This window comes from Streptomyces phyllanthi (assembly GCF_009377205.1).
Lineage (GTDB): Bacteria > Actinomycetota > Actinomycetes > Streptomycetales > Streptomycetaceae > Streptomyces > Streptomyces phyllanthi.
Window position 1 is genome coordinate 1 of the sequence record NZ_VJZE01000418.1, and the last position, 8,251, is coordinate 8,251.

An 8,251-nucleotide genomic window follows, 5' to 3' on the forward strand; every position below is an offset into this window, starting at 1 on the left:
GGGGTGGGGGCTGCCGAGGCAGTGGGGGGTATCGCGATCAACGCGGCCGCCGCGGCCGAGAGGAGGGCGGCGGCTTTCCTCAGGAGTGCCATGGCCTCAGTCTGGCGACGGTTGCCTCATGGGTCACAGCAGTCACACCCGAAGTTGGCTGATCCCGTTCCATGGCTGTCTTGAAGTCTCAAGTACCCGCTCCAGCCGGGGCTGGGAAAGCGGGCGGGCCCCGTTCCCGGCACACAGCCGGAAACGGGGCCCATCACGTCGTACCGCCAGGAAGATCAGAAGCGACGCGTGATCAGCGCGCGCTTCACCTCCTGGATGGCCTTGGTGACCTCGATACCGCGCGGGCAGGCGTCCGTGCAGTTGAAGGTCGTGCGGCAGCGCCACACGCCGTCCTTGTCGTTGAGGATCTCCAGGCGCTGCTCGCCCGCCTCGTCACGCGAGTCGAAGATGAAGCGGTGCGCGTTGACGATGGCGGCCGGGCCGAAGTACTGGCCGTCGTTCCAGAACACCGGGCACGAGGACGTGCAGGCGGCGCACAGGATGCACTTCGTCGTGTCGTCGAAGCGCTCGCGGTCCTCCGCGGTCTGGAAACGCTCGCGCGTCGGCTCGTTGGTGTCCTTCGTGATCAGGAAGGGCATCACGTCCCGGTACGCCTGGAAGAACGGCTCCATGTCCACGACCAGGTCCTTCAGGACCGTGAGGCCCTTTATGGCCTCGATCGTGATCGGCTTCTCGGGGTTGATGTCCTTGATCAGCGTCTTGCAGGCCAGACGGTTCTTGCCGTTGATCCGCATGGCGTCCGAGCCGCAGATGCCGTGCGCGCACGAGCGGCGGAACGTCAGCGTGCCGTCCAGGTCCCACTTGATCTTGTGGAGGCCGTCGAGGACGCGCTCCTTGGGGTCGATCTCCAGCTGGAAGTCTTCCCAGACCGCCTCGGCCGCGACCTCGGGGTTGAAGCGGCGCACGCGGAACGTGACCGTGATGTACGGGGAAGCCGCAGACGCCGACTCGGGGGTCTCGGCCTTGTCCAGAACGGGGGTAGCCATCAGTACTTACGCTCCATCGGCTGGTAGCGGGTCTGGACGACCGGCTTGTAGTCGAGGCGGACGGTTTCGGAGCCGTCGTCGCCGACCTCGCGGTACGCCATGGTGTGGCGCATGAAGTTGACGTCGTCGCGGTTCGGGTAGTCCTCGCGGTAGTGACCGCCGCGGGACTCCTTGCGGGCGAGGGCCGACACGGCCATGACCTCGGCCAGGTCGAGCAGGTTGCCCAGCTCGACGGCCTCCAGCAGGTCGGTGTTGAACCGCCTGCCCTTGTCCTGGATCGCCACGTTCTTGTAGCGCTCGCGCAGCTCGGCGATCTTCTCGACCGCGGTCTTGATCGTCTGCTCGGTGCGGAACACCATGACGTTCGCGTCCATGGTCTCCTGCAGCTCGCGCCGCAGCTCGGCCACGCGCTCGTTGCCCGTGGAGGCGCGCAGCCGCTCGATCTGCTCGACGACCAGGGACTCCGGGTTCTCCGGCAGCTCGACGAAGTCGGCCTTCTGGGAGTACTCGGCGGCGGCGATACCGGCGCGCTTGCCGAACACGTTGATGTCCAGCAGCGAGTTCGTGCCCAGACGGTTGGCGCCGTGCACCGACACGCAGGCGACCTCGCCGGCCGCGTACAGGCCCGGCACGACCGTGGTGTTGTCCGACAGAACCTCACCCTCGACGTTCGTCGGGATGCCGCCCATCGCGTAGTGCGCGGTCGGCTGGATCGGGATCGGGTCCGTGTAGGGCTCGATACCGAGGTAGGTGCGTGCGAACTCCGTGATGTCCGGGAGCTTGGCGTCCAGCTGCTCCGGCGGGAGGTGCGTGAGGTCCAGGAAGACGTGGTCGCCCTCGGGGCCGCAGCCGCGGCCCTCGCGGATCTCCGTGTAGATGGAGCGCGAGACGACGTCACGGGACGCGAGGTCCTTCATGACCGGCGCGTACTTCTCCATGAAGCGCTCGCCGTCCTTGTTGCGGAGGATGCCGCCCTCACCGCGGGCGCCCTCCGTCAGCAGGATGCCCATGCGCCAGATGCCGGTCGGGTGGAACTGGAAGAACTCCATGTCCTCCAGCGGCAGGCCACGGCGGTAGACCGCCGCCTGGCCGTCACCGGTCAGCGTGTGCGCGTTGGACGTCACCTTGAAGAACTTGCCGCAGCCGCCGGACGCGTAGATCACGGCCTTCGCCTGGAAGACGTGGATCTCGCCGGTCGCCAGCTCGTACGCCACGACACCGGCCGACTTCTTGACGCCGTCGACCTCGGTGATCAGCTGGTCCAGGACGTAGAACTCGTTGAAGAACTCCACGCCCTCCTTCACGCAGTTCTGGTACAGCGTCTGGAGGATCATGTGGCCGGTGCGGTCGGCCGCGTAGCAGGAGCGGCGGACCGGGGCCTCGCCGTGGTTCCGGCTGTGACCGCCGAAGCGGCGCTGGTCGATCGTGCCGTTCGGGGTGCGGTTGAACGGCAGGCCCATCTTCTCCAGGTCGAGGACCGAGTCGATGGCCTCCTTCGCCAGGATCTCGGCGGCGTCCTGGTCGACCAGGTAGTCACCGCCCTTGACCGTGTCGAAGGTGTGCCACTCCCAGTTGTCCTCCTCCACGTTGGCGAGCGCGGCGGCCATACCGCCCTGCGCGGCGCCCGTGTGGGAGCGGGTGGGGTAGAGCTTGGTCAGCACGGCGGTGCGGCTGCGCTTCGTCGACTCGATGGCGGCGCGCATGCCGGCGCCGCCCGCGCCGACGATGACGGTGTCGTACTTGTGGATCTTCATGAGTGGATACCTCAGCCCCGTGCCTAGCGGATGTTCGGGTCGAAGGTGAAGATCACCAGCGTGCCCAGCAGGATGGTGAACACCGTGGCGGTGTACAGCAGGCCCTTCAGCCACAGACGCGTGTTCGGGCGCTCCGCGTAGTCGTTGATGACCGTGCGCAGGCCGTTCGCGCCGTGCAGCATCGCCAGCCACAGCATCAGCAGGTCCCAGGTCTGCCACCAGGGCGAGGCCCAGCGGCCCGCGACGAACGCGAAGCCGATCTTGGAGACACCGCCGTCGAGGACGAGCTGGATGAGCAGGTGGCCGATGACCAGGACGACCAGCACGATGCCGGACAGGCGCATGAACAGCCAGCCGTACATCTCGAAGTTGCCGCGGGTCGACTTCGGGGTCTTCTTGGTGCGCTTGCGCGGGGCCTCGATCACGGGCGCCGGGTTGTCGGGGCTGTAGCCCGACAGGTTGCCCGTGCCCTCTACCGGGCCGATTCCGGATTCGGTGGTCTCAGTGGTGGACATGTGTCTCAGCTCCCGAAGACTTCACGAGCGGCGTGGCCGAGGACGGGGTAGATCGCCCCGAGCATCAGCACGAGCCAGAGGCCGACCACGGTCCAGAGCATCTGCTTCTGGTAGCGCGGTCCCTGGGACCAGAAGTCGACGGCGATGACGCGCAGGCCGTTGAGCGCGTGGAAGAGGATGGCGGCGACGAGGCCGTACTCCAGCAGCGCGACGATCGGCGTCTTGTACGTGGCCACGACCTTGTCGTAGGCCTCGGGGGAGACACGGACGAGAGCGGTGTCCAGCACGTGAACGAACAGGAAGAAGAAGATGAGGACGCCGGTGACTCGGTGAGCCACCCAGGACCACATTCCTTCCCGGCCGCGGTACAGCGTTCCAGCCGGCACGGAAGAACCCTCCGGGAGCGGGGACTGGGGCCTGCCGGCTTTCAGTGTCGGTCTGGCCCGGCCGGGTACGGTCCACCGGCCCCCAGCATCGTAGCGGTGTGCCTGCGGCGCTGAGCGGGCGGCCTCGGTGTGATCGAAAGTGGCAGGCGACCGTGCACGTACGGGGGAGTGGGCTGCGGCTACTGGGGTGGGTATCCATCCGTTTGGCCGGGTGCGGGTCCTTTGTGGCTGGGTGCGCAGTTCCCCGCGCCCCTGACGGGCGCTCCGCGCCCCCTAATGGCCGGCTTGGCCGGAAAAGTGCTGTACGACCCGGGTCAGCCTTCCTTTTGCCAGGCGGCGTAGTTCCTCCGCGGCCAGGGGGCGCTCCTCCTCCGGATCGTTCGTCAAACGTGACCGGATGCCCGTGAGTACCCGGTCGAGGGTCTCCTCGGGGGCCACGTCATCCAGACAGATGACGAACACGTGTCCGAATCGACTCTCGTATGCGGCGTGTGCGGCGCTCAGTGCCGTGTGGGCGGCGGAGTACGCGCCGTCCGGAAGCAGTGTGAGCGACTCGCCGGCCAGCGCCTCGGCCAGCTCGGCGGGCGTCAGGTCGTACGCTGCCTCGTCCGCCGCGGCGAGCAGGGCCTCCAGGTCCGGGTAGGGCCTGTGCTCGGTGACGCGACGTGCCCAGCGGAGGCTCCGGCAGCAGCCGAGGAGGGCGCGCTCGAGCTCGGCGGCGGGGGCTGTGTTGAACCGCTCCATGGCCGCGGGGCCGACGGCGGCGCGGAGCTGCTCCGGGATGGCGACCTGGCCGGGGAGGTGGGGAAGACGGTGCGGGGGCAGCGTGGGTCCTCGGCGGTGTGTGGCGACGTCTTGTGGATGTCGCGTACGGGTCGACTGGGAAGGGTGTGCGAGATGTGCCGTCACGTTATCGAGGGGGGTCAACGACTGTCCGAACGAAGCCCGAATTTCACCCGGACGGAAGAGTTTCGGGGCCGGTTGTGGACGGTCGGGCTGGTGGGACGTCGTACGTTCGAAGTGGAGGTGTGTGACATGGGACGACATGACACGGGGCGAAATGACAAGGGGCGAATACGGACCGGAGGAGCACCGTGAACCGCGGCCGGCGCAGGGCACCCCGCAGGAAGACGTACGTGGCGCCGAAGGGGTTGCTTCTCGGCGTGGGTGTCGCTGTGACGGGTGGTGCGATCGCGGTGGCCGCGACCGTCTGGCCGGGCGGCGACACGGGGTCGCCGAGCGGGGCGCAGCCGACGCGCGCGGGCACGGTGACGGCCTCCAGCGTCTCCCCGGCCCCCTCGCCGACACCCTCACGCTCGTACCCCCTGTCCCAGGAGCCGCAGACGATCCCGGCCGTACGGGATCACGAGCCCGCCCGCGGCCCCGGCTGGCGCCCCTCGGGCGGCGCCCGGCTCGTGGTCTCCGACGGCAAACTCGCCGACGAGGGACGGCTGACCGCCGGGGAGCTGGGCCTGACGTACGCCGGAGAGGCCGAGCCCCGTGACGGGGACGTGGAGCTGAACCTCACCGGTCAGAACCAGCCGGACTCGGAGGCGTACACGCTGACCGTGAGCAACCGGCGCGTGACGATATCCGCGCCCGCGGAGGCGGGCGTCTTCTACGGCACACGCACCCTGAAGCAGGAGGTGCGCGGCGGCGGTACGGCGCCCGAGGGCGTCGTACGGGACCAGCCGGCCAAGCCCCAGCGCGGGTTCATGCTCGACATCGCGCGCAAGTACTTCACGGCGGGCTGGATCGAGGACCGCATACGGGAGCTGGGCGATCTGAAGTACAACCAGCTCGGGCTGCACTTCTCCGACGACCAGGGCTTCCGCATCGAGTCGGACAAGCATCCCGAGGTGGTGTCGCAGCAGCACCTCACCAAGGCGCAGGTACGGCGCATCGTGGACCTCGCGGAGAGCCGCCACATCAAGGTCGTCCCCGAGATCGACTCGCCCGGCCACCTCGGCGCGGTGATCGACGCCCATCCGGATCTCCAGCTGCGCAACGTGGGCGGCGCGCCGACGCGCGGCGCGGTGGACATCTCCAAGCCCGCGGCGGCGGCCCTCGTCGACGACCTGCTGAACGAGTACGCGGACCTCTTCCCCGGCCCCTACTGGCACCTCGGCGCCGACGAGTACCTGGCGCTGACGGCCTCGAACCCCGAGGCCTCGTACCCGCAGCTGGCCGCCGCGGCACGGGAGCGGTACGGGGCGGGGGCGACCGTGGCCGACCTGGCGACCGGCTGGATGGACGACCGGGCCGCCACGGTACGCAGGCACGACCGGCAGATGCGGGCCTGGAACGACGGGTTCTTCAGCGGCGGGAAGGTGCAGCCGTCGCGCGACATCCAGGTCGCGTACTGGACCGGCAAGGAGATCGGGGCCCGGCAGCCGGCCGAGTATCTGGCAGACGGGCGCCGGGTGATCAACTACAACGACGAGTATCTGTACTACGTCCTCGGTGAGCCCAACCAGTTCTTCTACCCGACCGGGCAGCGGATCTACGAGCAGTGGACCCCGCGGGTGCTCCGCGGTACGACCGCGGTGCCCGAGCGGTACGACGGCCAGATCCTCGGCGGGTCCTTCGCGGTCTGGTGCGATCTGGCGAACTCCCAGACAGAGGCGCAGGTGGCGGCGGGCGTACGGATGCCGCTGCGGGCGCTGACCCAGAAGCTGTGGGATCCGGGGACACCGGCGCTGTCGTGGGCGGAGTTCGGGAGGCTGGCGGACCGGGTCAGCTGAACCCGGTGAGCCGTAGGCGAAACACGGTGGACCTGCGGGGCGGGGGAGCCGTATGTTCCGCCTGCCGCCTTGTGTGAGGTTCTGGGGAGAGCCTCGGGCGGTTCTGTTCGATCGGGATCCGGGATACGGGGGGACCACTTCGCCATGCTCTGCACGAGATGCCGGCACTTCGAAGCCACGGACGACGGGGTGGTCTGCGAGCACTGCGCCGCGGCCGGCGCCCCGCCCATGGCCCCGCCGCACGGCAGCCACGCCTCCGCCTGGCTCAGCTCGCCGGTCGGCCTCGGCCGGACCGTGGCCGGGCTGCTCGGGCTGGTCGTCGCCGCCGATCTGTTCGCGATCCGGGCGGACGCCATGTCGTACGGCGTCCTGGGCGCCCTCGTGGACGGCGACACCGGTGCGGACGTGGAGCGCAGGGCCGAGCGGGCGGACTCGCTCTACGCGTTCGCCGGCTCCCTGCAGACGGCCGCCCTGGTCATCACCGGCGTGGTCTTCCTCGTCTGGTTCCACCGGGTACGGGTCAACGCCGAGGTGTTCGACCCCTTCGGGCACCGCAGGAAGCGCGGCTGGGCGGTGGGCGGCTGGTTCGTGCCGTTCGTGAACCTGTGGTTTCCGCGGAGGGTCGCGGCGGACATCTGGGACGCGAGCAGCCCCTCGGGCACGCGCCGGTCGCACCTGCTCCTCAACGGCTGGTGGGCCGCCTGGGTGATCAGCCTGCTCGCGGGCCGGGCCGCCTCCACCGCGTACCGCAGGGCCGAGACGGCTCCGGAGATCAAGCGGGCCCTGGGGCAGATGCTGTTCGCGGACGCGGTCGACGTCGTCGCCGCGGTCCTCGCGATCCTCTTCGTCCTCACGCTGACGCGGATGCAGGACACGAAGGCGCGCAGCGGCCCGGGGGCTGCCGTGCCCGTCTCCGGCTGACCTCGGCCGATCTCGCCTCCCGGTGGGACGGATTGCCCGATTCCGGGGGCGAACTGCAGTACGGCTGTGGTGGTATTCGGCGCGAGTGTGCCGAGATGCCGGGGGGAGCCGGAATGGGCTACTGGGGCTACTACGTCGTGGGCAGAAGCGAGGGGCCGCTCGCGGAGCTCGACGCGCTGGCGGGAGCGAGGGGCATGTCGCCGCTCACGACGGCGGACGACGGATGGCAGGTGTGGGAGTACCCGAACCAGGACGGCTCCGGTGACGTCGGCAGCATGCACGCGCTCGCCCGCGAGACCGGGGCACCCGCGCTCTTCGGGTACGTCATGGGCGGCGACTGCGTGGTGATCGAGGCCGCCGGCCCGGAGAGCGGCGGCTGGACCACGTGTCTGGCGCGGGAGGCCATGGCCGGGTACCTGGACGGCAACGACGACGGGCTCACCGTCGAGGACTACTTCCTGGAGCCGGGCGACGCGGCCGAGCGCGCCGTCGCCTGGGCCGCGGAGGCCGGGCACACCGTGGCCGCCGAGCGGCTGGCCGACCTTCTGGCCCTGGAACCGGATCCGTCGGCGCCGTTGGCCGAAAACATGTTTTTCCAGTTACTCGACCGGCTCGGAGTGGTGCCTCTGTGACACTGGTGCTCTGTCGCACGCAGTAAGGGGAAGTGCGGGCTCCGTTAGAAAAGGCGCCCAGTCGAACGAGTTCGAGGGAGGCGTGATGAGTCTGGTGGAACTGATCGCACAGGCCGACGAACGCGGGCTGGCCGCCGGCGGACTGGCTTGTTTGGACCGGTGCGTTCCGCTGCTCGGCGGCGACGACGAGGCGCTGCGCCCCCTGTGGGCGAGCCTCGCGGCCGGGGAGGACTGGGACGACTGGGGGGAGCGG

At 69.4% G+C, this 8,251-nt stretch carries 8 protein-coding genes; 3 read left to right on the top strand and 5 right to left on the bottom strand.

Annotation, left to right across the window (positions count from 1 at the left end):
- Window positions 1-275 precede the first annotated feature (275 nt).
- The 5 genes from FNH04_RS36425 to FNH04_RS36445 form a co-directional block, all read right to left on the bottom strand.
- A complete protein-coding gene (locus FNH04_RS36425; protein WP_152790119.1) occupies window positions 276-1,046 on the bottom strand; it encodes a succinate dehydrogenase iron-sulfur subunit in 771 nt (256 codons plus the stop codon).
- Window positions 1,046-2,800, bottom strand: coding sequence for a succinate dehydrogenase flavoprotein subunit (sdhA, locus tag FNH04_RS36430; protein ID WP_152790120.1), 1,755 nt, complete (start codon window positions 2,798-2,800; stop codon window positions 1,046-1,048). Before sdhA ends, FNH04_RS36425 begins: the two co-directional genes overlap by 1 nt.
- Before the next feature lie 23 nt (window positions 2,801-2,823).
- Window positions 2,824-3,315, bottom strand: coding sequence for a succinate dehydrogenase hydrophobic membrane anchor subunit (locus FNH04_RS36435; RefSeq protein ID WP_152790121.1), 492 nt, complete (start codon window positions 3,313-3,315; stop codon window positions 2,824-2,826).
- Window positions 3,316-3,320: 5 nt separating this feature from the next.
- Complete coding sequence (gene sdhC, locus FNH04_RS36440; protein WP_322724858.1) at window positions 3,321-3,701, bottom strand: succinate dehydrogenase, cytochrome b556 subunit; 381 nt, start codon at window positions 3,699-3,701, stop codon at window positions 3,321-3,323.
- Between the two features lie 273 nt (window positions 3,702-3,974).
- On the bottom strand, window positions 3,975-4,610 hold the full coding sequence (locus tag FNH04_RS36445) for a 2-oxo-4-hydroxy-4-carboxy-5-ureidoimidazoline decarboxylase (RefSeq protein ID WP_386574154.1): 636 nt from the start codon (window positions 4,608-4,610) through the stop codon (window positions 3,975-3,977).
- Window positions 4,611-4,852: 242 nt separating this feature from the next.
- Here FNH04_RS36445 and FNH04_RS36450 point away from each other — a divergent pair, with 242 nt between their 5' ends.
- From FNH04_RS36450 to FNH04_RS36460, 3 genes are all read left to right on the top strand, one after another.
- Window positions 4,853-6,445 (top strand): beta-N-acetylhexosaminidase, encoded by a 1,593-nt coding sequence (locus FNH04_RS36450; RefSeq protein WP_152790125.1) that lies wholly within the window; start codon window positions 4,853-4,855, stop codon window positions 6,443-6,445.
- A 144-nt stretch (window positions 6,446-6,589) separates the two neighbouring features.
- Window positions 6,590-7,366, top strand: coding sequence for a DUF4328 domain-containing protein (locus tag FNH04_RS36455; RefSeq protein WP_152790123.1), 777 nt, complete (start codon window positions 6,590-6,592; stop codon window positions 7,364-7,366).
- A 113-nt stretch (window positions 7,367-7,479) separates the two neighbouring features.
- On the top strand, window positions 7,480-7,998 hold the full coding sequence (locus FNH04_RS36460) for a hypothetical protein (RefSeq protein WP_152790126.1): 519 nt from the start codon (window positions 7,480-7,482) through the stop codon (window positions 7,996-7,998).
- The last annotated feature ends 253 nt before the right edge of the window (window positions 7,999-8,251 follow it).